This is a genomic window from Methylobacterium ajmalii (assembly GCF_016613415.1).
GTDB classification, from domain to species: domain Bacteria; phylum Pseudomonadota; class Alphaproteobacteria; order Rhizobiales; family Beijerinckiaceae; genus Methylobacterium; species Methylobacterium ajmalii.
Window position 1 is genome coordinate 1 of the sequence record NZ_JACWCT010000066.1, and the last position, 25,763, is coordinate 25,763.

Below are 25,763 nucleotides of genomic sequence, written 5' to 3' on the forward strand. Positions count from 1 at the left end.
CAGAGCGGCCACAGGGCGGCGGTGCGCGAGAGCGCCGCGACCGCCAGCAGGGCGACCGCGACGCGCCAGCCGATCCGGTCGGCGAGCGTCGCCAGCGCGCCGATGCGCAGGGCACAGGACAGGACCAGGGCGGCGGCCCCGTAGGCGCCGATGCGGCTGTCGCGCATGATCTCGAGGCGCCGCGCCACCGTCAGCCCGCCCCCGAACCCGTCGGCGACGTCGGCGAGCCCGTCCTCGTGCAGGGCCCCGGTGACCAGGGTGGAGACGGTCAGCGCCAGGGTCGCGGCGAGGAACGGCCCGAGGCCGAGGGCGAGCCCGGCGGCGAGCGCGACCGCCCCCGGCAGGCCGATCACCAGGCCGGCGAGCGGCAGCATCCGCGGCACGGTGCGGAAGTCCGGGGCGGCGTGCCGGTCGGTCTCGCCCGGCAAGGCAGGGACCGGCAGGCGGCTGTAGAAGCGCAGGCAGGCGGCGAGGTCGCGCAGCGGCGGCCACGGGCCGGAACGCGGCGGCGGCGGCTCGAACTCGTCGTCAGCCTCGCCCGGCCCCGCTCCCACGCCCGTCGCCATCGCACCACGCATCCCGACGCCCGAGGGCGATCCGCATGCCGGATTCGCGCCCACGCGGTATTTTGCTGTATCTGCTCGGCCCACGAAAGCCCACCGGGCGGGGAAGCCCCGCCCCGGCGGGGGAAACCCCCGCGGAGCGAGAGAGTCCATGACTGCCGACACGACCGACGCCGCCCCGTTCGACGACATCCGCCGCCTGATCGCCACCATGCCGGGGCCGGACGAATCCGCCGCCGCCGAGGTCTCGGCCCGCGATTCCGTGCTGACCAAGCCCCCGGGCAGCCTCGGCCGGCTCGAGTTCCTGGCGGCCTGGATGGCGGCTTGGCAGGGCAAGGCACCCCCGACCCTCGACCGGCCGCTGGTCTGCGTCTTCGCCGGCAGCCACGGCGTGGCGGCCCGCGGCGTCTCGGCCTATCCGTCCGCGGTCAACCGCCAGATGCTCGACAACTTCGCGGCCGGCGGCGCGGCGATCAACCAGATCTGCGGCGCCTACGGCCTCGGCTTCAAGGTGTTCGACCTCGCCATCGACATGCCGACCGGCGACATCACCACCGAGCCGGCGATGACCGAGAAGGCCTGCGTCGCCACGATGGCGTTCGGCATGGAGGCGGTGGCGGCGGGCACCGACGGGCTCGGCGTCGGCGAGATGGGCATCGGCAACACCACGGTCGCGGCCGCGATCTACGCCGCGCTGTTCGGCGGCGAGCCGGCCTCCTGGGTCGGCCGCGGCACCGGCGTGGACCAGGCGGGTCACGCCCGCAAGGTCGCGGCGGTCGAGGCGGCGCTCGCCTGCCACCAGGGCCATCTCGACGATCCGCTCGCCGTGATGGCCCGCCTCGGCGGGCGCGAGATCGCCGCCATGGCGGGCGCGATCCTGGCCGCGCGGCTCCAGCGGGTGCCGGTGGTGATCGACGGCTACGTCTCGACCGCGGCGGCGGCGCTCCTCCATGCGGTCGATCCCCGCGCCCTCGACCACTGCCTGGCCGGCCACGTCTCGGCCGAGGGCAACCACGCCGCGGTGCTGGAACGCCTCGGCCTGCGCCCGCTCCTCGACCTCGGCCTTCGCCTCGGCGAGGGCAGCGGCGCCGCCCTGGCGCTCGGCGTCGTCAAGGCGGCGGTGGCCTGCCACCGCGAGATGGCGACCTTCGAGCAGGCCGGCGTGTCGGGTCCGGTCGCCTGAGGCGGTCGGTCACGGGTCCGGGAGGGGCGGGGGCACCTGTTCCCCGGCCCGGTTCGCCACCCGGATCTGCCACAGGCACAGGAGCGGCGTGACCACGAGCTCCATGCCGAGCGCCGCCAGCATGGTGAGCGACGGCACTCCGGTGAGCCAAAGCCCGAGCAGCCGGGCGAGGCCGCCGAGCGCCACCACCATGGTCAGGAAGCGGAACAGCGAGGTCCGGCCTTCGATCGCCGGAATCGTCGACCAGAACAGCAGGCCGATCCCGAGGAGCAGGCCCGACAGGTAGCGCAGGTGGCTGTCGGTCGAGATGTCGACGCTGCCGCCGCCGAGGCCGGCCTGGCCGAACAGCACCCCGTAGAGCCCGCCCAGGACCGGCACGAGCCCGGCCACCGCCACCACGCGCTGAAGCGCGCGCCTCTCCGCCTCGAAGGTCATCCGTACAGCCCCGCTCTCTGCCCGGTGGACAATCCGCCGGGCGGGCTGCGGTTCACCAATGGTGCAGCACCACGGCGTCGGCGAGGCAGGCCGGCTTCTCGCCGCCCTCGATCTCCACGGTCACGCCGTAGGTGGTGCGCAGGCCGCGCGGCGGCACGGCGAGGGCGGCGGCCACCCGCACCCGGCCGCGCAGGCGCGAGCCCACCACCACGGGAGCGGGGAAGCGAACCCGGTCGAGGCCGTAATTCAGGCTGAGCCGCAACCCGTCGAGGCGGCGCACCCCGGCTATGAAGCGCGGCACCAGCGACAGGGTCAGGTAGCCGTGCGCCACCGTGGCGCCGTAGGGCGATTCCCGCGCCGCCCGCTCCGGGTCGACGTGGATCCACTGGTGGTCGCCCGTCGCCTCGGCGAAGCGGTCGATCGTCGCCTGGTCGACGGTGATCCACTCGCCGATCCCGATCTCCTGCCCGATCGCCGCCTTCAGGGCCTCCGGCCCGTCGAAGATGTTCATGCGTCCCTCCCGTTTCGGCCATCCTAGGCCGCGCGGTCGGTCGCGGCCACGCTCGATCGGGGATCGCCGTGTCCGCGCAGGTTCTGGGGGTTGGGGAAGGGTGCTGCAACGTGGGGAGCGGGCCCGGGGGAATATTCAGGCGCGTGTCGCAGGAGCGCCGATATCGTGACCGGTGGCGCTACAGGAAACCGGCGGATGCCGGGTGTCCGAGCGACGCCAGTCGCTCACCCGAGCCGCCAGTCGATCGGCTCCAGCCCCTTCTCCTGCAGCCAGGCATTGGCCTGGCCGAACGGCCGGCTGCCGCGGAAATCCGCCTTGCGGTTGAGGGGGGACGGGTGGCCGGCCTCCAGCACCAGGTGCTTCTCGCCGTCGATCAGGGCGGCGCGCTGGCGAGCCGGCGCGCCCCAGAGCAGGAAGGCGACCGCCGGGCGCGTCCGCGAGACCGCCTCGACCGCCTGGTCGGTCAGCGCCGACCAGCCGAGCTTCATGTGTGCGCCGGACTTGCCGGCCTCGACGGTCAGCGCGGCGTTGAGCAGGAGCACGCCCTGGCGCGCCCAGCCCGAAAGGTCGCCGGAGGCCGGGACCGGGGCGCCGGTCTCCTCCGCCATCTCGGCGAGGATCACCTTGAGCGAGGCCGGCAGCCGGCGCCCGCCGACATACGAGAAGGCGAGGCCGTGGGCGTCGCCCGGGGTCGGGTAGGGGTCCTGGCCGAGGATCACCGCCCGCACGTCGTCGAGCGGCGTCAGCGCGAGCGCGTTGAAGATGTTCTCCGGCGCCGGCAGCACCCGGGCGCCGGCCTCGCGCCGGGCATCGACCGCCTCCGCCACCCGCTCGGCGCTGCCGTCCTCGAAGAACGGCAGGGCGAGCCAGGGCGAGCCGGAGGCGCGGAAGCGGGCGAGCGCGCCCGCGACGGAATCGTCTGTCGGCATCGGACCTCGAGGATCAGCGGATCGTCAGGCGCCCGGTACGGATGGTCAGGGGCGCGTTGGCCTGGATGTAGGACATCACCACGTTGGCGACGAGCGTGCCGTCGGTGGTGCCGACCAGGGTCTCGCCCTGGGCCAGCATGCCGTAATCGTTGCCGCCGCCGAGCATGAAGTTGTTGGCCGCCACCAGGTAGGTCCGGGCGGGGTCGAGCGGCGCCTCGCCGACCGTGACCGCGACGACGCGCTGGCCCACCGGGCGCATCGGATCGACCGTGACGGCGATCCCCGAGACCTGCGGAAACCGCCCGGAGGGGCGTCCGATCTCGGAAAAGCCGTTCTCGAGGGCGGCGCGCAGGATCGCCCCGCTGATCCGTACCAGCACCGACGTGTTGCCGAAGGGCAGCTCGGTCCGGACGTCGCGGCGCGTCAGCTCGGTGCCCGCCGGGTAGAGCCGGTTGCCGCGGATGCCGCCGCCATTCATCAGGCCGATCTCGGCGCCCGCGGCGTGGCGCAGGGCGTCGGCCACGAGGTCGCCGAAGGCGCTCTCGCCCTGGCGCACCGCGCCGGTGCGGGTGTCGAGGGAATTGGTCACCCGGCCGAGCGGCTGGTCGAGCTCGCGCGACAATTCGCCTTCGAGGCGTGCCACCACCGCCTGGACCTCGGGATCGGGCTCGATCTCGGCGGTGTCGTGGATGCGGAAGGCGGCGCTCCAGGTCAGGGCCTTGCCGCTTCCCTCCGCCTTGACGTCGATGGCGGTGACGTACTCGGCGTCGTGCCCGGATTCGGCGAAGGCGGTGCGGCCGTCGTAGCGCAGAGCCAGGTCGTGGTCGTGGCCCGACAGCACGATGTCGGCATGGCGGCTCGCCACCAGGGCCTCGTCGGTCGCCCGGTCGGTGTGGCAGACCGCCAAGACCATCTCGGCCCCGGCCGCCCGGAGCGCCGTGGCCTCGCGGGCGAGCGTCGCGACGGCGGGACCGAAGGTCCAGTTGCCGGATTGCGACTTCGCCTCGGTTTCCGGAAGGGCGATGCCGACCACCCCGAGCTTGATGCCGCCGAGGGTCAGGATCGTCGATTCGCTCGTGCCCGGCACCGGCGTGCCGTCGGCCCGGCGCAGGTTGGCGGCAAAGACCGGAAAGGCCGCCTCCCGCATCCGCTCCAGGTAGACCGCCTGCCCGAAATCGAACTCGTGGTTGCCCGGCACGAACACGTCCGGCCGGATCAGGTTGGTGAGCGTGATGATATGCCGCCCCTGGTCGATCCCCGACAGGAGCGAGGGCGAGAGCGTGTCGCCGGCATGGCAGACCAGGACCGGCCGGCCCCGCGCGCGCTCGGCCTTCACCACCGCGGCGAGCTTCGGAAAGCCGCCGCGGCCGTCCACCGCTCCCATCCGGTAGATGTCGTTGACGAGGACCAGGGTGAAGTCGGTGTCGGGGGCCCGCGCGGCGGCCGGGGTCGCGCCGGCCAGCCCGGCGAGGCCGGCCCCGAGGCCGAGGGCGAGGGTCTGGCGGCGGCTGGGCGAGGTCATGCGGGGCTCCGGCAGCGGGGGACCGGCACTGTCGCACGGGCATTCCGACGGTTGGATGTCCCGCAGCGACGCAAAGCCGGGTTTTCCCGCGCCGATCCGGCCCGGTGCAGCGTCGCGACACGTTGGTTCGCGCCGCCTTTGCGCTATGTAATCGCCACCCGACGCGCAGACAGACGAGCCCGGACGCGCCATCCTGCCGGGCCGCAGCACAGACCGGACGATCATGAACGAGGTGACCCCGAACGCCACGCTCGCCCGCGGCGCCACTCCCGTCGGTCCGGCCGGCGCGGGTTCCGCCGGCCAGGCCGGAGCGCTGCCCGCCGGCCATCCGGCGGTGCGCTGGGGCCGGATCGGCGTGCTCCTGATGAATCTCGGCACGCCCGAGGGCACCAGCTACTGGCCGATGCGCCGCTACCTCAAGGAGTTCCTGTCCGACCGCCGCGTCATCGAGGTGCCGCGCGCGGTCTGGTGGCCGCTCCTCAACCTCGTCATCCTGACCAAGCGCCCGGGCCCGAAGGGGCGCGACTACGCCTCGGTCTGGAACAACGAGCGCGACGAGGGCCCGCTCAAGACCATCACCCGCGGCCAGGCCGAGAAGCTGCAGGCGGCGATGGGCGATAAGGTCGTGGTCGACTGGGCGATGCGCTACGGCAAGCCCGAGGTCGACCAGCGCATCCAGGCGCTCCTCGACCAGGGCTGCGACCGCATCCTCCTGGTGCCGCTCTACCCGCAATACGCCGCCGCGACCTCGGCCACGGCCTGCGACCAGGCCTTTCGCGCGCTGATGAAGATGCGCTGGCAGCCGACCGTGCGGGTCTCGCCGCCCTACCACGACGACCCGGTCTACATCGACGCGGTGGCGAGCGCGATCCGCCGCGACCTCGCTGCCCTCGACTTCGAGCCCGAGGTCATCCTCACCTCGTTCCACGGCGTGCCGAAATCGTACCTGATGAAGGGCGATCCCTATCACTGCCAGTGCGTGAAGACCGGCCGGCTGATCCGCGAGGCGCTCGGCTACTCGCCGGAGCGGATGCGGACGACCTTCCAGTCGCGCTTCGGCAACGAGGAATGGCTGAAGCCCTACACCGACGAGACCGTGAAGGAGCTGGCGGCGCAGGGCGTGAAGCGCCTCGCCATCGTGGCGCCCGGCTTCACCGCCGACTGCCTCGAGACGCTCGAAGAGCTCGACGGCGAGAACCGGCACTATTTCGAGGATGGCGGCGGTACCCACTTCGCCTACCTGCCCTGCCTCAACGACGGAGCGGAGGGCATGCGGGTGATCGAGCACGTCGTCGCCCGCGAGCTGAAGGGCTGGCTCGACTGAGCGGTGGACGAGCCGCCGCGTCCGTCGCGGCGGCTCCGCACCGGGGCTAAGCTCGGGCATGTCCGTCGACCCCTTCCTCCTCGGCACCCTGCCGACCCCGATCGGCACGATGCTGCTGGTCTTCGACGAGGCCTCGCATCTGCGCGCCCTCGACTGGTCGGACCACGAGGCGCGGATGCGCCGCCTGCTGCGGCTGCATTACGGGACCGCCTTCTTGCTTCGCGAGGCCGATCCGCCGCCCGGGCTCGCCGCGCCGATCGCGGCCTACTTCGCCGGCAATCTTCGCGCCATCGACGGACTGGCGGTGCGCACCAACGGCACCGCCTTCCAGCGCGAGGTCTGGGCCGCGCTTCGAACGATCCCGGTCGGCACCACGATGAGCTACGGCGCCCTCGCGCAGCGGCTCAGCCGCGACAAGGCGGTGCGGGCCGTCGGGCTCGCCAACGGCGCCAACCCGGTCGGTCTCGTGGTACCGTGCCACCGGGTGATCGGCGCGAACGCGACGCTCACGGGCTATGGCGGCGGGCTGCACCGCAAGCAGTGGCTGCTCGCCCACGAGGGCGTGACGCTCGGCGGGCGGCAGGGGAGGCTGGATCTAGGGTGAGGTGGTTTCGTCCTCGACTTGCCGTACGATAAGTTTACGGTCTCCCTGAACTGCGATCAATTCGGGCAGGATGCGAATTGTGCGCATCCTATACGTCCCACCCACGACCTCATCCTGAGGTGCTGCTGCTTGCAGCAGCCGCGAAGGAGGGCTCCAGGGATCGCGGCGATATCTGGAGCCCTCCTTCGAGGTCAGTCCATCATCGATGGACTGACACCTCAGGATGAGGTCGAGAGTGGGAAGGGTTTTGGATCAGCAGATTGATCACAACCGGCCCATTGAGGTTACCATGCAGCGATTGACCGGAAAGATCTGCCTCGTGACCGGCGGCGCCCGCGGCATCGGGCGCGCCATCGCGGCCCGCTTCCGGCAGGAGGGCGGCGAGGTCGTCGTCACCGACATCGAGGAGGCGAGCGGTACCGCGACCGCCGCCGAGATCGGCGCACGGTTCATCCGCCTGGACGTCGCCCGGGAGGAGGATTGGCTGCACCTGGCCGAAGCCATCCCGGTCGCCGACGTGGTCGTCAACAATGCCGGCATCACCGGCTTCGAGACCGGCCCGGTGGCCCACGATCCCGAGCACGCGAGCCTGGACGACTGGCAGGCGGTCCATCGCGTCAACCTCGACGGCACCTTCCTCGGCTGCCGCTACGCGATCCGGGCGATGAAGGCGCGGGGTCGAGGCTCGATCATCAACGTCTCGTCGCGCTCAGGCCTCGTCGGCATCCCGGCGGCGGCCGCCTACGCCTCGTCCAAGGCCGCGATCCGCAACCACACCAAGACGGTGGCGCTCTACTGCGCCCAGCAGGGCTGGGCGATCCGCTGCAACTCCCTCCACCCGGCCGCGATCCTGACCCCGATCTGGGAGCCGATGCTGGGAGAGGGCCCCGACCGCGAGGCGCGGATGGCCGCCCTCGTCGCCGACACCCCGCTCAAGCGCTTCGGCACCCCGGAGGAGGTCGCGGCGGTGGCGGCGATGCTGGCCTCGGACGAAGCCGCCTACATGACGGGGGCGGAGATCAACCTGGACGGCGGGTTGCTGGCGGGATCGGCGGCGAGCCCGGGGTGATCTCATCCGCTCCGCTCGTCGTCCTCCTCGGCAGAAAGGCCATCGCATCCCGACATCTCGATCTGGCCGACCGCACTCGTTGCAGGGCGCGCACCTCCCCTCCGCCTCGTGGGCTAGCAAGTTCATACATCTCGGTTCGAGCGCTTTCCCCTCAAAGGTAGCGCGCCTCTCCTCCCCGGGCGATCTCAGGCTTGCCCGAGATCGCTCAAGCTTGTGGGGGGGAGCCGGAGGTGGGGGGTGCCGGAGAGATCTCGGCAGTGCCTCTTGCACCGCCTCCACCCCTGGCCCCTCCCCACAAGGGGGAGGGGAGGCGCGCTAACTGCCAATGAGTTGGCATTCAGAGGAGAAGCGTGAAGCTGCAAGCCTGCAGAGGGTGGAGAGCAGAGGGCCCGCAGTCGCCACTCGCTTATCGCCCCTCTGACAGTCGCGATTCCGGTGCTGAGGCACCGAGCACGCAAGTCCGGACGCGACGGAGGCCGCCCCAACGGAAAAGGGGCCGCCTTGCGGCGACCCCCTCCCGTCTTTCGAAGACTGGTTGGCTTGGACTTAGAAGTCCATGCCGCCCATGCCGCCGCCCGGCATCGCCGGAGCAGCGCTCTCCTTCTTGGGGGCGTCGGCGACCATCGCCTCGGTCGTCACCAGCAGGCCGGCCACCGAAGCGGCGTCCTGCAGGGCGGTGCGCACGACCTTGGCCGGGTCGACGATGCCGGCCTGGATCATGTCGACGTACTCTTCGGTCTGGGCGTTGAAGCCGTAGGTCTCCGAGTCGCCCTTGTCGGTGATCTTGCCGACCACGATCGAGCCCTCGACACCGGCGTTGCTGGCGATCTGGCGGATCGGGGCCTCAAGGGCCTTCAGCACGATCTTGATGCCGGCCTGGACGTCGGCGTTGTCGCTCGTCAGAGCGGCCACGGCCTTCTTGGCACGCAGGAGCGCGGTGCCGCCGCCGGGAACGATGCCTTCCTCGACCGCCGCGCGGGTGGCGTGGAGGGCGTCGTCGACGCGGTCCTTCTTCTCCTTGACCTCGACCTCGGTCGCGCCGCCGACGCGGATCACCGCGACGCCGCCCGCGAGCTTGGCCAGACGCTCCTGGAGCTTCTCGCGGTCGTAGTCCGAGGTGGTCTCCTCGATCTGCGCCTTGATCTGCTGGACGCGGGCCTCGATGTCCGACTTCTCGCCGGCGCCGTCGATGATCGTGGTGTTCTCCTTCTCGATGCGGACGCGCTTGGCGCGGCCGAGCATCGGGAGGGTCACGTTCTCGAGCTTGATGCCGAGGTCCTCGGCGATCATCTGACCCTGGGTCAGGATCGCGATGTCCTCGAGCATGGCCTTGCGACGGTCACCGAAGCCCGGCGCCTTCACGGCCGCGACCTTCAGGCCGCCGCGCAGCTTGTTGACGACGAGGGTGGCGAGCGCCTCGCCCTCGATGTCCTCGGCGACGATCAGCAGCGGCTTGCCGGTCTGGACGACGGCCTCGAGCACCGGCAGCATCGCCTGGAGCGACGACAGCTTCTTCTCGTGGATGAGGATGTAGGGATCCTCGAGCTCGGCGATCATCTTCTCCGCATTCGTGATGAAGTACGGGGAGAGGTAGCCGCGGTCGAACTGCATGCCCTCGACGACGTCGAGCTCGGTCTCGGCGGTCTTCGCCTCCTCGACCGTGATGACGCCCTCGTTGCCGACCTTCTGCATGGCATGGGCGATCATCTCGCCGATGTCCTTGTCGCCGTTGGCCGAGATCGTGCCGACCTGGGCGATCTCCTCCGAGGCCGACACCTTCTTGGCGCGGCTCTGGATGTCCTTCACGGCCGCCTGGGTGGCGAGGTCGATGCCGCGCTTCAGGTCCATCGGGTTCATGCCGGCGGCGACGTACTTGGCGCCCTCGCGGACGATCGCCTGGGCCAGCACGGTCGCGGTGGTGGTGCCGTCACCCGCGATGTCGTTGGTCTTCGAGGCCACTTCGCGCACCATCTGGGCGCCCATGTTCTCGAACTTGTCGGCGAGCTCGATCTCCTTGGCGACGGTCACGCCGTCCTTGGTGATCCGGGGAGCGCCGAAGCTCTTCTCGATCACGACGTTGCGGCCCTTGGGGCCGAGCGTGACCTTCACGGCATCCGCCAGGATGTCGACGCCGCGCAGCATCTTCTCGCGGGCGTCGGAGGCGAAACGAACGTCTTTCGCTGCCATGGTGATTCCTCACTGTCGATCGGTGTTTCGGGGAAAACCCTCCGGCGTCGGCTTCCCGTGCGGGGCGCCGCCGTCAGGCTTCAGGGCATCTCAGGGGAGTGGGCTTACGCCAGCACGCCCATGATGTCGGACTCCTTCATGATGAGGAGGTCCTTGCCGTCGATCTTGACCTCGGTGCCCGACCACTTGCCGAACAGGACGCGGTCGCCGGCCTTGACGTCGAGCGGGTTCAGCTTGCCGGACTCGTCGCGGGCGCCGGGGCCGACGGCGACGATCTCGCCCTCTTGCGGCTTCTCCTTGGCGGAGTCCGGGATGATGATGCCGCCCTTGGTCTTCTCCTCGCTCTCGATGCGACGGACGACGACACGGTCGTGCAGCGGACGGAATTGCATGTGCTGCCCTCTTGCTTCGCAGAACGCATTGCGGTTGGTGCTGGCGCCGAAGCCGCCTCCCAACCGGGGCATTAGCACTCCCATCAGGTGAGTGCTAAGGCTGGCGTGGAGATAATCGGGCCGCGCGGACGAGTCAAGGCGCTGGCCTGTGGCACGCACGGCACAATCGGGCGGCTTGGGACAGCCGAATCCGCCCATCAGGAGCCCATCCGGTCATGATCACGCTGCACGGCCCGGAGGGCGTCGTCGCCGAGGGCCAGGCCTGCGCGGCGCGGCCCCTGCCGCCCCACGGCACCTGGCTCGACCTCGAGGATCCGAGCGAGGCCGAGACCGCCCTGGCCGAGACGGTGACCGGGCTCACGGTCCCGTCCCGCTCCGCACTCAGCGAGGTGCAGAACTCCCGCCGCCTCAACCGGCGCCGGGACGCCTTCTATCTCAGCACCCCGATGGTGTCGTTCCGGGACGACGACCTGAGCCTGCGCCCCCTCGGCTTCGTGCTGACGCCCGAGCGGCTGCTCACCGTGCGGTTCCAGCCGCTCGCCGCCTTCGATACCGTGAAGGCGCGCCAGGCCGAGCGCGACGGGCCGGCCTCCAGCGTCGAGACGTTCCTGGCGCTCGTCGAGGAGCTGATCGACCGGATGGCCGACAACCTCGAGACGATGAGCGACGAGCTGGATTCGCTCTCGACCCGGATCTTCACCTTCGACACCAGCGCCAACGGCCATGGCCGGCGCGAGGGAGCGGCCCCGAAGCGACGCGACCTCGCCCTGCGGCGCCTGCTGCGCGCCATCGGCCGGCGCGGCAAGGCGCTCGCGAAGCTGCGCGCCTCGCTGCTCGGGCTCGGCCGCATCCTGCCCTACGTCGCCGGCGAGGCCGAGACCTGGCTCAAGGCCGAGGAGAAGGCCCGGTTCGAGAGCCTGCGCCTCGACGTCGCCTCGCTGGACGAGTTCGAGACGCGTCTCTCCGAGACGGTGCAGTTCCTGCTCGACGCCACCCTCGGCCTCATCAACATGGAGCAGAACAACACCTTCCGGGTGCTCACCGTGGTCTCGGTGATCGGCATCCCGCCGACCCTGATGGCGTCCGTGTACGGCATGAACTTCAAGCACATGCCGGAGCTCGACTGGACCTTCGGCTACCCGTTCGGGCTCGCGGTGATCGTCGCGAGCGCCTTGGTGCCCGCGGTCTACTTCAAGCTGAAGGGCTGGTTCTGACGCCCGCTCACCGCTTGGCCGCGAGCGCCGAGCCCGCGAGGATCAGCCCGGCGCCGGCGAGCGTCGCCACGCCCGGCACCTCCCCGAAGGCGAAGTAACCGAGGCCGATCGCCCACAGGAGCGCGGTGTATTCCATCGCGGCGAGCCGCGAGGCCTCGGCCTGCGCGTAGGCGCGGCTGAGCACCAGGTGGCCGGCGACGCCGAGCAGGCCGACGAGGACGAGAAGCGCCCAGTCCGGGGCCGCGACCGGCGTCCAGGTCCAGGCGGCGGGCGCGGCCAGCATCGCGGCCGGGCCGGCATTCTGGATCGCCACGATGGTCACCACCGGGTCGTGGCGGGCGCGGGCGCGCAGCAGCACCATCGAGAGCGCGTAGGTCAGCGCCGAGGCGAGGATCGCGGCGATGCCCCAGGCTGAGCCGGCGCCGCGTTGCGCGCCTTCCGCCCCGACCTGCCCCGCCACCACGATCCCGACCCCGAGGAAGCCGACGGCTAGGCCGGCCCAGACGGGAGGGCGCACCCGCTCCCGCAGCAGGAGCGCGGCGAACAGCGCGATGAAGACCGGGCTCAGGAACGAGAGCGCCAGCGCCTCGGCCAGCGGCAGCACCGAGAGGCCGTGGAAGAAGCAGAGCGCGGTCGCGACCACCAGCACGGCGCGCACCCCGTTGGTGCGCCAGGTCTCGGCCGAGGGCCAGCCGGGACGCAGCGCACCGAGCACGCCCGCCATCACGACGGTGCCGACGAGGTAGCGGGCGAACGCGATCTCGGTGACGCCGTAGCGGTCGGACAGGCCCTTGATGGTGGCGTCCATCAGGGAGAGGAGCCCGATGCCGAGGGCGGCGAGCAGGATCGCGGAGGCGGGGGAGGAGCTGGGACGCATGGTCTAAGCCGGATGGCCCGATGGGACCCGCAGCGCAAGGCCCGCGGCCGCCGGGCGCTTAGGCGTTTCCTTAAGGGGTCCGACCCATCCTCGATTCCGATCCGCGTCGCCTCCAAGGAAGCCCGACCGATGCTGCATGAGGGTCTCGGCCAGACCGAGCGGGGGCGGCGGTGAGAATCGTCCTCGTCGCCGACCACGCCTACATCAATGGCGGCCAGGCCAAGGTCTCGCTGGAGAGCGCGATCGGGCTCGCCCGCCGCGGCCACGAGGTCGTGCTGTTCGCCGCCGTCGGCCCGGCCGATCCGCGCCTCGCCGAGGCCGGGGTGCGCACGGTGCTGCTCGGCCAGACCGACGTGACCAAGGCCCGCTCTCTCGCCGCCTTCGGGGTGCAGTGGCTGTGGAATGCCCCTGCCGCGGCGCAGCTGCGCGACCTCGTCGCCGAATCCGACCCGTGCGACACGGTGGTGCACGTCCATGCCTGGGCCAAGGCCCTCTCGCCCTCGATCGGGCCGGTGCTGCGGGCGAGCGCCGCGCCGGTGGTCTACACCGCGCACGAATACTACCTCGCCTGCCCGAACGGCGGCTTCTACGACTATCCGGTCGCCGCGACCTGCCACCGGGTGCCGAACGGGCCGGCCTGCCTGACCCACAATTGCGATTCGCGCACCTATCCGCGCAAGCTATTGCGCGTCGCCCGCCACGCCCTGATGCGCCGCACCGGCCTCGTCGAGGGCATCGACGCGATGGTCACGATCAGCCGGCTGCAGCGCGAGGTGCTGGCGCACTACCTGCCCGCGACGACGCGCTACTTCGACGTGCCGAACCCGGTCGACGTCGCGCCCCTCGGGCACCGCGCCGGCCCGCCCGGCGACTTCGTGTTCGTCGGCCGCCTCTCGCCCGAGAAGGGGCCGGGGATCTTCGCCGAGGCGGCGCGGCTCGCCGGGTCGCGGGCGGTCTTTGCCGGCGACGGCCCGGCCCGGGCCGAGCTGGAGGCGCGCTATCCCGAGGCGTCCTTCCTCGGCTGGCAGAGCCCCGACCAGGTGAAGGCGGTGCTGCGCGGCGCCCGCGCGCTCGTCTTCCCGTCGGTCTGGTACGAGGGCCAGCCCCTCACGGTGCTCGAATCCCTCGCCCTCGGCACCCCGGTGATCGTCAGCGACGTCTGCGCCGGCCGCGAGGCGGTGCGCCACGGCGAGAGCGGGCTGTGGTTCCGCTCCAACGATCCCCGCTCGCTCGCCGAGGCCATGGGCCACCTCGCCAACGACGCCACCGCGCTCCGGATGGGGCGCGCCGCCTACGACCTGTTCTGGGCCGATCCGCTGACGCTGGAGCGCCACCTCGACGGGCTGGAGCGGGTCTACCGCGACGTGACGGGAGACGGGGCGCGGGAGCGGCCGAGGACGCGGGCGGTGGGATAGGGCTTCCGCGGCATGACAATCGATGAAGGGCGCGGGATGTCTCCTCTCCCCGCGGGCGGGGAGAGGGCCGTGTCTCTGTTCAAGAGGCACGGCAAGCGAAGGCGAAGGCCGGAGCGAGGGTGAGGGGGTTTCGACGAGTGAGGCCCGTCCGGAAACACCCCCTCACCCTCGCCCTACGGGCTCGCCGCGTCACCTGAACGGTGACGCGGCCCTCTCCCCGCCCGCGGGGAGAGGAGGAAACCCGCGCTCCACACTGGGACCGTTTTCTCGTCGAATTCAGCGGATCCACGCCGCAATCCGACCTCTCGAACGAGCACTCACTGCAATGGCGGTCATCGCGGCCTTCGTGGTCAACGCGGTCCTGAACCTCGCCCTCGGCCTGCTCATCGCGCAGATCCTGGGGCCGGCGGATTTCGGCCGCTTCGCCCTCGGCACGGCGGGCGCGGTGGTGCTCAACATCCTGCTGTTCGAGTGGCTGCGCCTCTCGGCCACCCGATTCTACTCGGAGCGGGTGCGGGCGGCCGAGCCGTGGATCCGCGCCATGCTCGACCGGGCCTACGCGGCCACCGCGATCGGGCTTGCCGGCGCGGTGCTCCTGGCTTTGGCCGGCCGGCCGGCCTTCGGCGAGCCCGCCCTGCTGGCGGCGGCCGCGGCCGGGGCCGCGATCGGCATCGGGCTGTTCGACTACCAGGCGGCGCTGGCCCGCGCCCGCTTCGTCGGCGGCCTCTACCTGCGTCTCGTCCTGGTCAAGAACGGCCTCGCCCTCGTGATGATGGTCGGTACCGCCTGGGCGACGCGGGACGCCGCCGCGGTGATGCTCGCCGGGGGCCTGAGCCAGTTCCTCGCCGCCCTCGCCGTCCACCGGGCGCTCGGCGACCCGCCGACCGCGCACGAGGCCGCCCGCCGCCGCGAATCCCTTCGCCTGTTCATGGCCTACGGCCTGCCGGTGGTCGCCGCCAACGTCGTCTACCAGCTGATGCCCTTCGCCAACCGCTCGGCGGTGGCCGCCGCGGCGGGCTTTGCCGAGGCCGGCTACTTCTCGCTCGCGGCCGATATCGGCGGGCGGATCTTCAGCACGCTCGGCGCCGCCCTCGATCTCCTGCTGTTCCAGATCGCGGTTCTCGCCGCCGAGACCCGCGGCCACGAGGCCGGCGAGGAGCAGGTCGCCCGCAACGGCGCCGTCGTGCTGGCGCTGATTCTGCCGAGCGCGGCGGGCTTCTGGGCCGTGGCCCCGGCGCTCGAGGCGATCGCGGTGCCGGAGGCGTATCGCGGCCATTTCGTGGGCTACACGCTCCTCCTGCTGCCGGGCCTCGTCGCCCTGGCGCTGATGAACTTCGCCCTCAACCCGATCTTCCAGATCCGCCGCCGGACCCTGCCGCTGGTCGCCGCCGGAGGCCTCGGGGCGCTGGTGAATCTCGTCGCGGCCCTGGCGCTCGCCGGTCCCTTCGGCCCGGCCGGCATCGCGGCCGCGCAATCCCTCGGCTTCGTCGCCGCCCTGCTGTTCCTCGGCTTGCGCGCGCTGACCGGCCCCGGCCGCCTGCGGATGCCCTGGCGCGATCCGCTTGCCGTCGTCCTCGCCACCGCGGCGATGACGGCCGCGCTCCTGCCCCTGCGCGGCCTCGCGCCCTGGCTCGCCCTGCCGGCCTGTCTCGGCGTCGGCGGCCTCGTCTACGGCGCCCTGGTCTGGCGCTTCGACATCGCGGGCCTGCGCAGCGCGGTGCTCGCCCATGTCGGGCGAGGGGTGCCGGCGGCGTAAGGGGGCCAACTCATCGCCCCCACCCCCGCTTGCAACCGGCTCCGGTTGCCCGCAATGATCCGCGCCCCGATCCTCGCGCTCCGGCGCGACCCTGGCCCAGCCCGAGCGAGCCCCGCGATGAGCACCTACCAGCCCCGCAGCGAGGCCGAGGCCGCGACCCTGATCGGCGAGGCGGCGGCGCGGCGCGAGCGGCTGCGGCTCGTCGGCGGCGGCACCCGGGCGGGGATCGGCCGGCCTGCGCAGGACGAGGCGACGCTCTCGGCGGCGGGGCTGACCGGCATCACCCTGTACGAGTCGGCCGAGCTCGTGATCGCGGCCCGGGCCGGCACGCCGCTCGCCGAGGTCGAGGCGCGGCTCGCCGAGGGCGGCCAGATGCTGCCCTTCGAGCCGATGGACCACCGCCCGCTGCTCGGTTCGACCGGCGAGCCGACGATCGGCGCGGTCGCCGCCGGCAACGTCTCGGGCCCGCGACGCATCGCCGGGGGGGCGGCCCGAGACAGCCTGATCGGCGTGCGCTTCGTCAACGGGCGCGGCGAGGCGGTGAAGTCCGGCGGCCGGGTGATGAAGAACGTCACCGGCCTCGATCTCGTGAAGCTGATGGCCGGCTCCTGGGGGACGCTCGGCTTCCTCACCGAGGTCACCTTCAAGGTGCTGCCCGTGCCCGAGCGCACCGCGACCCTGGTGCTCGCCGGCCTCGACGATGCCCGCGCCGTCGAGGCGATGAGCGTGGCGCTCGGCTCGCCGTTCGAGATCACCGGCGCGGCGCACCTGCCGGAGGGGATCGACGGCGCGGCCCGCACGCTCCTGCGCATCGAGGGATTTTCCGCCTCCGTCGATTACCGCCTCGGCCAGCTCACCCGCCTGATGCGCGGCTTTACCCCCCCGGCGACGCGGGAGGGGGAGGAGGCCGCCGCGCAGTGGCGCGCGGTGCGCGACGTCCTGCCCTTCGCCGGCGGCGACGAGGCGGTGTGGCGCCTCTCGACCGCACCGGGGCGCGGCCCCGCCGTCGCGGCGGCCATCGCCGCGGCGCGCCCGTCGCGCTGGTTCTACGATTGGGGCGGCGGCCTGATCTGGCTCGCCACCCCGGCGACCGGCGATGCCGGGGCGGAGGTCGTCCGGGCGGCCCTCGCCGAAGGTGGCCACGCCACGCTGGTGCGGGCGCCCGATGCGGTGCGCGCCGCGGTGCCGGTCTTCGAGCCCCTCTCCGAACCCCTGATGCGGATCACCGCCGGCCTCAAGGCCGCCCATGATCCCGCCGGCCTGTTCAACCCGGGACGGATGTACGCCGGGATCTGATCACCGCGCCCGCGAGGAGAGGTTCGGTCGCCTGGAGCGTCCCATCCGGCCGGGCCCATGAGACCGAAGGGGGTGTGTGACGGCCCGGTCCGCTGCTACGGGAGGGCCGCCGCGACATCCGTGAAGCGGACCTGATCCTCGCTCATGCGTTGCTGCCTTCGATGACCTTTCGCCTCGCCCACCTCACCGACCCCCATGTCGGCCCGCTGCCGCGCCCGCGGCTGCGCCAGCTGATGAGCAAGCGCGCCACCGGCTGGGTGAACTGGAGCCGCGGCCGCAAGCTCACGCACGACATGGAGATCCTGGCCGCCCTGGTGGCCGACCTGCGCGCGAGCGCGCCCGACCACATCGCCTGCACCGGCGACCTGTGCAACATCGGCCTGCCGAGCGAGTGGGAGACCGCCCGCACCTTCATGGAGGCGCTCGGCGAGCCCGGTTTCGTGAGCTTCGTGCCCGGCAACCACGACGCCTACGTGCGCGGCTCGCTCAAGGGCCTCCTCGACGCGGTCGGCCCCTGGACCCGGGACGATGCCGGCGGCGAGAAGGTGTTTCCCTACCTGCGCCGGCGCGGGCCGCTGGCCCTCGTCGGGCTCTCCTCGGCGATCCCGACCGCGCCTTTCGTCGCGAGCGGGCGCCTCGGCTCCGACCAGATCCGGGCCGCCGAAACGATTCTCCGGGAACTCGCCGCCGAGCCCGAGCGGCCGTGCCGGGTGGTGATGATCCACCATCCGCCGCATGTCGGCGGCGCCAAGGTGGGGCGCAACCTCACCGACGCCCACGCCTTCGAGGCGATGATCGGCCGGGTCGGCGCCGACTTGGTGCTGCACGGCCACAACCATGTCGGTTCGGTCGCCTTCGTCATGTCCCCGGGGGGGCGGCGCGTGCCGGTGATCGGCGCGCCCTCGGCCTCGGCCCGGGGCGGCGCGCTCAAGCACTGCGCCGGCTACCACCTCTACGAGATCGAGCGCACCGCCACCGGCTTCTCCCTCACCGCGACCCTGCGCGGCCTCCTGCCGGAGGGAGGGCTGGGCGATCTCGGCACCCTGACCCTCAAGGGGTGACCCTCCCGGCGGGATGATCCTCGCGGGGTGAGGCCTCGCGGGACCGCAGCCGGGGCCTCAAAGGCCATCTCGACGCGGCACTCCGCGAGACCCTGCAACGGACCCTCAATCAGGAGGGGCCCCGGCGCCAGCCGATCGGTTTCGTGCCCGTTCGGCAGGCTGCGGACGGGGCGGAGCCGCGCAATCCGGCCTGTGGCGCGAATGCACCATGGATTGGGGGCGATTGTTTCCGCCCTGTTTTCGCCACAGCCCGGCGGCCAACCCGTTCGACGTTAACCGAACGGGAGGGGACGATGACCCGTCTGACCGCGCCGCGGCGCCTGCTGACACCGCTCCTGACGGCGGCCACGCTTCTGACCCTGGCCGCACCGGCCCACGCCATCAGTCTGCTCGACCGCGGGCCGATCGCCGACTTCCTGACGGTCTTCCGCCAGCAGGGCGTGCCGCGCCAGACCATCGGCTGGAACAGCCCCTATAAGCCCGGCACGGTGGTGATCTCGACCAGCCAGCGCCGGCTCTACTACATCCTGCCGAACCAGGAGGCGGTGCAGTACGGGGTCGGCGTCGGCCGCGAGGGGTTTTCCTGGTCCGGCACCAAGACCGTGACGATGAAGAAGGAATGGCCGGCCTGGCGCCCGCCCGAGCAGATGATCAAGCGCCGGCCCGACCTGCCGCGCTACATGGCCGGAGGCAACGACAATCCGCTCGGGGCCCGGGCGCTGTATCTCGGCTCCTCGCTCTACCGCATCCACGGCTCGAACGAGCCGGAGACGATCGGGGCGGCGGTGTCCTCGGGCTGCATCCGGATGACCAACCGGGACGTGATCGACCTGTACGATCGCGTGAAGGTGGGGACGAAGGTGGTGGTGCTGCCGTAGGGCTCTCCGGATCTCGTGAAAGCGAGGCGGCTTTGCCGACGTTCGTGCCGGCCATTCGAGCCGCTTCGCGGCACTGCTCCCGCCGCCGGTAGCGGGCAGCCCGTCGACCTCCAAGGTCCGGACGTCGACGGCAGCGCCGATCCGACAGGCGCCGTCACCCGCCGTCGATCCGGACCGCTACGCAGCACGGATCGACGGGCCCGATCACTCCTTCGCCAGCGCGTCGGCGAAGGCCGCGATCCGGTTGCGGGCGTAGGTCGGCAGGCCGGCGCTGATCGAGGTGCCGGTGTTGAACGAGGAATTGCCCATCAGCACCTGGGCGGGCAGCAGGTTGCGCAGCACCGGCACGCGCTCGTACTCCTTCTTGCGGTCGAGCACGTCGGCCTTGATGCCGAGCGTCATGTAGGCGGTCACCGCCGTCTTGTTCGGATCACCCGCCACCGGCTGCATCACCGCCAGGAACTTGCCGAAGCGCAGGATCTGGTTGACCCAGAAGATGTTCTGCTCCATCGCGCCGGCCACCGGCGCCTCGATCCTGGTGAGCTGGACGAGCTTGGCCGCCTCGTCGGGCGGCAGCACCCGCAGCTCGCTCTGGAACGAGACGAACTCGGCGATCTTCTTGCCCCCGTCCTCGAGCTTGTTGGCGAGCTTCACGCCGAGCGGCAGCTTGCCTTCGAGGTCGTAGCGCGACTCGATGCAGGTCGTGTCGGGCGCCTCGCACCACGGCCGGTCCGGCCGGCGGGCGAAGGCGGCGGCCGGGTCCTTGGTCGGGGTGGCGTCCGCGGGGCTGAGGGGCTTGTGCTTGATCGCCGGGTCCATCCGCGACACGAACGGGATCGTGGCGAAGCGCTTGAGGTCGATCCGGTCGGCCGGGCGCGGCACGACGAACCGGGCCTCCGCCACGTAGACCTTCAGCGCCTCGTGGCGGGGCTTGGCCACCCCGTTCACGGTCTGGACGTAATCCGGTTCGGCGTAGGCCGGGTGGGGGGAGAGCAGGGCCTTCTGGGCCGGGCTGCGCTTGCCCCACTCGGTGAACGGCACGAGGCCGCTCTCCGGGCTCGCCGGGTTGTCGCGGTGATCGGTGAACGCGATCGTGTTCGGGGCGATCGTCGCCGGATCGAGGCCCGTCACCGCCGGCACGTCCTTGGTGCGGTACTCGGCGAGGGCCGGGGAGGCCGCGAGCGCGGCGGCGAGCACGAGCGGAACGGGGCGCAGGCGCGCCGTGAGGCTGTCACGCACGGGAAAAGTCCTGTCCTGAGGGTCAGTAGGTCGGGTCGTCGCCGAACGGGTAGTCGGGATCGCGCCGGCGCGGCCGGCGGACGTACTCGTCGTCGTCGCCGAAGGGCGAGCGGCTGCGGGCGCCGGGCCAGACCGGGTCGGGCGGCTGGATCGGCTGGGCCCTGCGGGCATAGGGGCGCGGCTCGGGCCGGCCGAACAGGCTGCCGAACGGGTCGAACCGGTCGGAATCCGGCGCCTCGTCGGGGGCGCGGCCCGGGTTCTCGCCCGGCAGCCCGCCCTCCATCGCGTCGCCGTCCTGGTCGCTGTCCGGCCGCATCGCGTAGATCTGCTCCTGCGGCACCAGGCGGAAGCGGGTATCGGCGAGGCGCCCGTCGACCGAGAGGCGGAAATGCTCGATGAAGCCGCCCCCCGACACCCGGTTGCCCGAGCGCAGGTCGATCACCGCATCGGCGATCAGGGGCTTGGCCTCCGGGCTCGGGCCCGAGAGCGGGGTCTTCGCAACCCCGTTGGCCCAGGCGGCCTGGAGCACCTGGGCGAAGATCGGTACCCCGAGATGGCCGCCGGTCTGGCCGCGGCCGAGCGTGCGGCGCCTGCCGTCGGCGTTGTCGTAGCCGACCCAGGCCACGATGGTGATCTCGTTGGTGAAGCCGGAGAACCAGGCGTCGTTCTCGTCCTCCGAGGTGCCGGTCTTGCCGGCGACGAAGGGCGAGAACCGGGCGAGCGCCGCCGCGGTGCCGCGCTGGGTCACGCCCTGGAGCAGGCTCTTCAGCTGGTAGAACGCCACCCGGTCGGCGGAGCCGATGCGGGCGAGCGGCCGGTCGGCGTGCTGGTAGAGCACCTTCTCGCCCTGCGTCACGCTCTCGAGCCCGTAGGGCGAGGGGCGCTGGCCCTCGTTGGCGATCGCCGCGTAGAAGGCCGCAAGGTCGATCATCCGCACCGGCTGGGCGCCGAGTACGAACGGGTAGTAGCGCTCGCACTCGGCGTAGAGCTGGGCGTCGAGCGCGATGTCGCAGACCTTCTGCAGGCTCGCCGGCGCCTTCTCGGCGATGCCGCCCTTGAGGAGCTGGGCGGTGACGAGGTTCTTCGAGTGCTCGAGGCCGCGCCGCAGGGTGGTGGGGCCGGAGCCGCCGCCCTCGTAGTTCTTCGGCGACCACGAATCGCCCACCCCGCCGATCGGCGGCAGGGTCACGCGGGCATCCATCACCAGGGTGTTGGGCTGCAGGCCGGCATTCAGCGCGGCGAGGTAGGTGACGGGCTTCAGCGTCGAGCCCGGCTGGCGCACGCTCTGGGTCACCCGGTTGAGCTGGCTCAACGGGTAGGAAAAGCCGCCCGCCATGGCGAGGATGCGCCCGGTGCGGTTCTCCATGACCAGCACCGCGCCCTGGACCTGCGGGCGGATGCGCAGGTCGGCGCGGGGAGCGCCCTTGCCCTCGGAGAGCTTGACCCGCACCACGTCGTAGGGAGAGAGCCGACCGCGGGCGGCACCCGGGTTCAGGCTCGCGACGCGCCCGTCGGCGAGGCCGACGCGCACGCCGCCCTGGCCGCCGGTGGAGAGCACCACGGCCGCCGGCCAGTGCACGTCGTAGAGCGGCAGGCGCGCGGTCTCGAGCGCCCGCTGCCAGGCCGGCTTCGGGCCGGCGGGCTTTGCCGCCTTCGCCTGCTTCTTGCCCTTCGGCGCCGGCTCGGGCGCGGGGGCGGGGGCCGGCTCGGACGCGGGCGCTGCGGCCTCGATGCGGCGCACCGCGTCGGCGAGGTTGGCCTCCGGCCCCTCGTAGCGGGCGCGGCCCGTGGAGGCCTCGTAGCGCGACAGGCTCTCCTGCAGGATGCCCTCGGTCGCCTCCTGGAGGCCGGCATTGAGGGTGGAGCGCACCGTGTAGGCGCCGGCGGTGAGCGAATCGAGCCCGGCCAGCGTGCGCGCCTCGCGGGTCAGGTGGTCGACGAAGTGGAAGCCGGCATCCTGGCGCAGGCGCTCCAAGGGCGCGAGGCCGAGGGGCGCGGCGAGAGCCGCGTTCATCTCCGCTTCCGTGATCGCGCCCTCCTCCTTCATCCGGGTGAGGACGTAGGCGCGGCGCTCGCGGGCCCGCTCGGGGTAGCGGTCCGGGTTGTAGAAGTTCGGGCCTTTCGGCATGCCGCCGAGGAGCGCCGCCTCGGCGACGTTCAAATCCTTGACCGACTTGCCGAAATAGCTGCGGGAAGCCATCTCGACCCCGTAGGCGCCGCGGCCGAGATAGATCCCGTTGAGGTAGAGGCCGAGGATCTCGGGCTTCGTCATCACCCGCTCGGCCCGGGCTGCGACGATCATCTCGCGGATCTTGCGCTCGTAGGTGACGTCGTCGCCGACCGAGAGGTTCTTCACCACCTGTTGGGTGATGGTCGAGCCGCCCTGGGGCCGGCCCGGCGAGGCGAGGTTGCCGATGAAGGCGCGGATCACCCCGCGCTCGTCGATGCCGTGATGGGTGAGGAAGCGCTTGTCCTCGGCCGCGATGAACGCCTTCTGGACCAGCGGCGGGACCTCGCCGATCGGCACCGCGATGCGCCGGCCGTTCGGCTCGAACGTCTCCGAGAAGCGCTTGCCGCGCTCGTCGAGGATCGTGGTGGCGCCGGGCAGCCGGAGGGTCTTGAGGGAATTGGCGTCCGGCAGGTCGGTGACCGCCTTGTTGTAGAACTCGATCACGTCCCGCGCCACGAAGGGCGAGTTCGCCGGATTCTCACCCTTGCAGAACTGCTTGTAGCTCGTGTTGAGCTCGCCGATGTCGAGGCCGTGCAGGAGCTTCGACTCGCCGGCGACCGCCTTCGGGTCCTCCATCGCGGTCGAGATCAGGTCGTCGAGGTTGATGTCCTCGATGTCGAAGGCCTTGCGCATGTGGGCGCAGCCGTCGCGCAGGAGCCGCACCACCTCCGGCCCGTCCTTGGCCGGATCGAACTGCGTGCGGATCGCGTCCGGCCGGGTGGTGACCTGGCTCAGCGTCAGGGCCGTGGCGAACAGCTTGATGAGGATCGCGTTCATCGATGACCAGAGAGCCGGGGAGGGCCGGGGGCAGGAAGCGCCCGGCGGCCTGAACCGGACTTGACCCAGCCGGACATCGACAACGCGGCTGTTTTAAGGACGGGGCGGGGTCGCGGCCGCGGAAGCGGGGTTCTCCCCGGTCTCCTCGCTCGCCTCGCCGCGCAGCCGCCGCAGGGCGAAGGCGGTGAAGACGCCGACGAGGCAGAGCGCGAGGCCGAACCAGGTGAAGGCGTATTGCAGATGGTTGTTCGGCAGGTCGACCCGCAGCTGCCCGCCTTTCGGCCAGCCGCCGGGATTGGGCGTCTGGTCGGCCTCGATCAGGTAGGGGGCGACGCCCGACGGGCCCGTCGTGGCGAGCCCCTTGGCGGCGGCGATGCCCGGCACGTCGCGGTTGAACCACTCGCCGGTCTGCGGGTTGGGGGCGGGCACGAACATCGCCCGCGCCTCGCTCTGGCGCAGCATTCCGGTGACGGTGGCCTCGCCCCCGACCTGCCCGGCGGCGCGGCGCGCGACCTCCTTGAGCTCGGTCGGGACGAAGCCGCGGTTGATGAGCACCGTGCGGCCGTCGTCGAGGCGCAGGGGCGTGATCACGTAGTAGCCCTGGAGCGCGCGTCCCGGCGTGTCGCCGGGGGCTAGGCCGTGGACCAGCGTCTCCTTGTCGTGGAGGAAGCGGCCGGCGGTGCGCACCCGCTCGAACTCGTCCCGGGCCGGATCGAAGGCGTCGAAGGCCGGCAGGGGGGCGGGCGGGTCGATCCGCGAGCGGGCGACGATCCGGTCGATCAGGGCCTCCTTCCAGGCCTTGCGCTCGAGCTGCCACACCCCGAGCCCGACCAGGATGCCGAGGCAGACGAGGCTCGCGAGCGCCGGCGCCACGAGGTCGCGCAGGGCCGCGCGCCGCTCCGCCGCGCCGGGCCCGGGGGCGGGTGTCGTCACCGGAAGCGCCCCTCCGCGGCCTTGTTGGAGTATTGCAGCGCCGCCATCATGCCCTTGAGCGGGCGGACCAGGATCAGGCTGAGGATGATCGAGAGCGGCGCCCAGAGCGCGGCGTGGACCCACATCGGCGGCTCGTAGGCGAACTCGACCCACATGGCGAGCGCCACCACCACGATGCCGACGATCGACATGACGAAGAAGGCCGGCCCGTCGGCGGAATCGATGAAGCGGTAATCGAGGCCGCAGACCTCGCAGGACGGGCGGAAGCTCAGGTAGCCCTTGAACAGGTGCCCCTCGCCGCAGCGCGGGCAGCGGCCGCGCAGGCCCACGGTCGCCGGTGAATCGACGGTGCGGTTGGATTCCATGGCCCTGCTCCTCGAGGCGGTCGGCGCGTTGGACCCGATCTGGGCCCTGCCCGCCATAAGAAAAAGGGCGGCTTGCGCCGCCCTCTCATGTTCCCGACGCGGATGCGTCCCAGATCAATGCGCGGCGGCGTGACCGACGCCAGAGCCCCAGACGTAGATGGCGGCGAACAGGAACAGCCACACCACGTCGACGAAGTGCCAGTACCAGGCGGCGAACTCGAAGCCGAGGTGCTGCTTGGCGGTGAACTGGCCGAGATACAGGCGATACAGGCAGACCGCGAGGAAGATCGTGCCGATGATGACGTGGGCGCCGTGGAAGCCGGTCGCCATGAAGAAGGTGGCCGAGTAGATGCTGCCCGAGAAGCCGAAATGGGCGTGGCCGTACTCGTAGGCCTGGACGAAGGAGAACAGCACGCCGAGCGCGATGGTCAGCCAGAGGCCGTACTTCATGCCCTTGCGGTCGTTGTTCAGCAGGGCGTGGTGCGCCCAGGTGATCGTGGTGCCCGAGGTGAGCAGGATCAGGGTGTTGAGCAGCGGCAGGTGCCAGGGGTCGAACGCCTCGACGCCCTTCGGCGGCCACAGGCCCCCGGTGAACTCGACGCGCGAGGCCTGGATCGGGTCGGAGGTGTAGAGCGCGGCCTCGAAATAGGCCCAGAACCAGGCGACGAAGAACATCACCTCGGAGGCGATGAACATGATCATGCCGTAGCGGTGCGAGAGCTGCACCACGCGGGTGTGATCGCCGGTATTGGCCTCGTGGGCGACGTCCCTCCACCAGCTGAGCATGGTGTAGAGGATGCCGATCAGGCCGGCGAAGAAGACGTAGGGCCCGACCGCGAGGTTCGCGATGGTTAGGCTCTTCATCCACAAGACGGCGCCCGACGTCATCACGAAGCCGCTCATCGAGCCGACGAGCGGCCACGGGCTCGGATTGACGAGGTGGTAGTCGTGGTGCTTCCCGTGCGCCTCGGCCATCGTGTCGGGTCTCCTGCCTATCGTCTCG

At 71.7% G+C, this 25,763-nt stretch carries 23 protein-coding genes; 10 read left to right on the forward strand and 13 right to left on the reverse strand.

The features are described 5' to 3' along the window. Positions 1-566 (reverse strand): adenosylcobinamide-GDP ribazoletransferase (locus HPY23_RS12235; RefSeq protein ID WP_200649615.1); only part of this gene is annotated, 566 nt, incomplete at its 3' end. Positions 567-714: 148 nt separating this feature from the next. Between HPY23_RS12235 and cobT the strand changes: the two genes are divergently transcribed. Next, positions 715-1,746: a nicotinate-nucleotide--dimethylbenzimidazole phosphoribosyltransferase gene (gene cobT, locus HPY23_RS12240; RefSeq protein ID WP_091887747.1), complete on the forward strand. Its 1,032-nt coding sequence runs from the start codon at positions 715-717 to the stop codon at positions 1,744-1,746. Positions 1,747-1,755: 9 nt separating this feature from the next. Here the strand turns inward: cobT and HPY23_RS12245 are convergent, their stop codons facing one another. From HPY23_RS12245 to HPY23_RS12260, 4 genes are all read right to left on the reverse strand, one after another. Then, a complete protein-coding gene (locus HPY23_RS12245; protein WP_091887745.1) occupies positions 1,756-2,181 on the reverse strand; it encodes a DUF4345 domain-containing protein in 426 nt (141 codons plus the stop codon). Positions 2,182-2,233: 52 nt separating this feature from the next. Continuing rightward, positions 2,234-2,692 carry a MaoC family dehydratase gene (locus tag HPY23_RS12250; RefSeq protein ID WP_091887743.1) on the reverse strand — a complete coding sequence of 153 codons (459 nt, stop codon included), beginning with the start codon at positions 2,690-2,692 and terminating at the stop codon, positions 2,234-2,236. A gap of 224 nt (positions 2,693-2,916) precedes the next feature. Then, on the reverse strand, positions 2,917-3,621 hold the full coding sequence (gene ung, locus HPY23_RS12255; protein ID WP_091887741.1) for a uracil-DNA glycosylase: 705 nt from the start codon (positions 3,619-3,621) through the stop codon (positions 2,917-2,919). Positions 3,622-3,634: 13 nt separating this feature from the next. Then, positions 3,635-5,143 (reverse strand): bifunctional metallophosphatase/5'-nucleotidase, encoded by a 1,509-nt coding sequence (locus tag HPY23_RS12260; protein WP_091887739.1) that lies wholly within the window; start codon positions 5,141-5,143, stop codon positions 3,635-3,637. Between the two features lie 223 nt (positions 5,144-5,366). On the opposite strand from HPY23_RS12260, the gene hemH reads away from it, so the two are divergent. The 3 genes from hemH (at position 5,367) to HPY23_RS12275 (ending at position 8,140) form a co-directional block, all read left to right on the forward strand. Continuing rightward, on the forward strand, positions 5,367-6,467 hold the full coding sequence (gene hemH / locus HPY23_RS12265; protein WP_060850021.1) for a ferrochelatase: 1,101 nt from the start codon (positions 5,367-5,369) through the stop codon (positions 6,465-6,467). 58 nt (positions 6,468-6,525) lie between these two features. Next, a complete protein-coding gene (ogt, locus tag HPY23_RS12270) occupies positions 6,526-7,071 on the forward strand; it encodes a methylated-DNA--[protein]-cysteine S-methyltransferase (RefSeq protein ID WP_091887737.1) in 546 nt (181 codons plus the stop codon). 289 nt (positions 7,072-7,360) lie between these two features. Further along, on the forward strand, positions 7,361-8,140 hold the full coding sequence (locus HPY23_RS12275) for an SDR family oxidoreductase (RefSeq protein WP_091887735.1): 780 nt from the start codon (positions 7,361-7,363) through the stop codon (positions 8,138-8,140). 546 nt (positions 8,141-8,686) lie between these two features. On the opposite strand, the gene groL is transcribed toward HPY23_RS12275, so the two are convergent. Continuing rightward, the gene (groL, locus tag HPY23_RS12280; RefSeq protein WP_091887733.1) at positions 8,687-10,327 is read right to left on the reverse strand and encodes a chaperonin GroEL; all 1,641 of its coding nucleotides are present in this window, start codon (positions 10,325-10,327) and stop codon (positions 8,687-8,689) included. Between the two features lie 104 nt (positions 10,328-10,431). After that, a complete protein-coding gene (groES, locus tag HPY23_RS12285) occupies positions 10,432-10,719 on the reverse strand; it encodes a co-chaperone GroES (RefSeq protein WP_060850025.1) in 288 nt (95 codons plus the stop codon). Positions 10,720-10,934: 215 nt separating this feature from the next. Between groES and HPY23_RS12290 the strand changes: the two genes are divergently transcribed. Continuing rightward, the gene (locus HPY23_RS12290; RefSeq protein WP_091887731.1) at positions 10,935-11,933 is read left to right on the forward strand and encodes a magnesium transporter CorA family protein; all 999 of its coding nucleotides are present in this window, start codon (positions 10,935-10,937) and stop codon (positions 11,931-11,933) included. 7 nt (positions 11,934-11,940) lie between these two features. Here HPY23_RS12290 and HPY23_RS12295 read toward each other — a convergent pair whose 3' ends face one another. Further along, positions 11,941-12,810, reverse strand: a complete 870-nt coding sequence (locus HPY23_RS12295) for a DMT family transporter (protein ID WP_091887728.1) — start codon at positions 12,808-12,810, stop codon at positions 11,941-11,943. Positions 12,811-12,980: 170 nt separating this feature from the next. Between HPY23_RS12295 and HPY23_RS12300 the strand changes: the two genes are divergently transcribed. The 5 genes from HPY23_RS12300 to HPY23_RS12320 all read left to right on the forward strand — a co-directional run bounded on the left by HPY23_RS12300 (position 12,981) and on the right by HPY23_RS12320 (position 19,216). Further along, positions 12,981-14,225, forward strand: a complete 1,245-nt coding sequence (locus HPY23_RS12300) for a glycosyltransferase family 4 protein (RefSeq protein WP_091887726.1) — start codon at positions 12,981-12,983, stop codon at positions 14,223-14,225. Positions 14,226-14,550: 325 nt separating this feature from the next. Continuing rightward, the gene (locus HPY23_RS12305; RefSeq protein WP_091887724.1) at positions 14,551-15,981 is read left to right on the forward strand and encodes a lipopolysaccharide biosynthesis protein; all 1,431 of its coding nucleotides are present in this window, start codon (positions 14,551-14,553) and stop codon (positions 15,979-15,981) included. 117 nt (positions 15,982-16,098) lie between these two features. Further along, entirely contained in the window at positions 16,099-17,277 is a 1,179-nt protein-coding gene (gene glcE / locus HPY23_RS12310) for a glycolate oxidase subunit GlcE (protein ID WP_091887722.1), read from the forward strand. 161 nt (positions 17,278-17,438) lie between these two features. Further along, positions 17,439-18,338, forward strand: a complete 900-nt coding sequence (locus tag HPY23_RS12315; protein WP_091887720.1) for a metallophosphoesterase family protein — start codon at positions 17,439-17,441, stop codon at positions 18,336-18,338. Between the two features lie 293 nt (positions 18,339-18,631). After that, positions 18,632-19,216 (forward strand): L,D-transpeptidase, encoded by a 585-nt coding sequence (locus HPY23_RS12320; RefSeq protein WP_060850031.1) that lies wholly within the window; start codon positions 18,632-18,634, stop codon positions 19,214-19,216. Positions 19,217-19,420: 204 nt separating this feature from the next. On the opposite strand, the gene HPY23_RS12325 is transcribed toward HPY23_RS12320, so the two are convergent. The 5 genes from HPY23_RS12325 to HPY23_RS12345 all read right to left on the reverse strand — a co-directional run bounded on the left by HPY23_RS12325 (position 19,421) and on the right by HPY23_RS12345 (position 25,735). Then, positions 19,421-20,455 (reverse strand): hypothetical protein, encoded by a 1,035-nt coding sequence (locus tag HPY23_RS12325; protein WP_091749421.1) that lies wholly within the window; start codon positions 20,453-20,455, stop codon positions 19,421-19,423. A 22-nt stretch (positions 20,456-20,477) separates the two neighbouring features. Further along, complete coding sequence (locus HPY23_RS12330; protein WP_091887718.1) at positions 20,478-23,462, reverse strand: penicillin-binding protein 1A; 2,985 nt, start codon at positions 23,460-23,462, stop codon at positions 20,478-20,480. A 93-nt stretch (positions 23,463-23,555) separates the two neighbouring features. Next, entirely contained in the window at positions 23,556-24,395 is an 840-nt protein-coding gene (locus HPY23_RS12335) for an SURF1 family protein (protein WP_091887716.1), read from the reverse strand. Continuing rightward, positions 24,392-24,760: a DUF983 domain-containing protein gene (locus HPY23_RS12340; RefSeq protein WP_060850033.1), complete on the reverse strand. Its 369-nt coding sequence runs from the start codon at positions 24,758-24,760 to the stop codon at positions 24,392-24,394. The genes HPY23_RS12335 and HPY23_RS12340 overlap by 4 nt, the downstream gene beginning before the upstream one ends. A gap of 114 nt (positions 24,761-24,874) precedes the next feature. Next, the gene (locus HPY23_RS12345; protein ID WP_060850034.1) at positions 24,875-25,735 is read right to left on the reverse strand and encodes a cytochrome c oxidase subunit 3; all 861 of its coding nucleotides are present in this window, start codon (positions 25,733-25,735) and stop codon (positions 24,875-24,877) included. Between the last annotated feature and the right edge of the window lie 28 nt (positions 25,736-25,763).